Origin of the sequence: Staphylococcus pasteuri, from assembly GCF_030547725.1 — a bacterium.
Taxonomy (GTDB): domain Bacteria; phylum Bacillota; class Bacilli; order Staphylococcales; family Staphylococcaceae; genus Staphylococcus; species Staphylococcus pasteuri.
Window position 1 is genome coordinate 1 of record NZ_JAUOQO010000115.1, and the last position, 337, is coordinate 337.

The 337-nt window shown below is 64.1% G+C and carries 1 pseudogene; it reads right to left on the bottom strand.

Going from position 1 to position 337, the window contains the following annotated elements:
- Positions 1-292: pseudogene (locus Q4528_RS13040) on the bottom strand (ATP-dependent DNA helicase RecG); the annotation flags it as partial.
- Between the last annotated feature and the right edge of the window lie 45 nt (positions 293-337).

Genomic DNA, 337 nt, shown 5'->3' on the forward strand with positions numbered 1-337 from the left:
GTACAAGACCAACCCGCCCTTCCCCCAAGACGGCGCGCAGACGCTTGAACCGCTCTTCTGCGGCAATCAGGTCCGACACCTCGCTTTCGCCAACCAAGGGGCAAACCCAATAGACCTGTTTACCGCCCTCCGCCGCGGCGCGGATACGGCCCACGACCTCATCCAGCCGATCTGTGGACACCAGCGCCGTGGTGATCGGTTTCCGCCCCGGTGGTTTTTCATCCAACACCGACACGTCCATGTCGCCGTATTGCGCCAGGGCAAGACTGCACGGGATGGGCGTCGCCGTCATCACCAACACATCCGCCGTCCGACCCTTGGCACCCAAGGCCAGCCG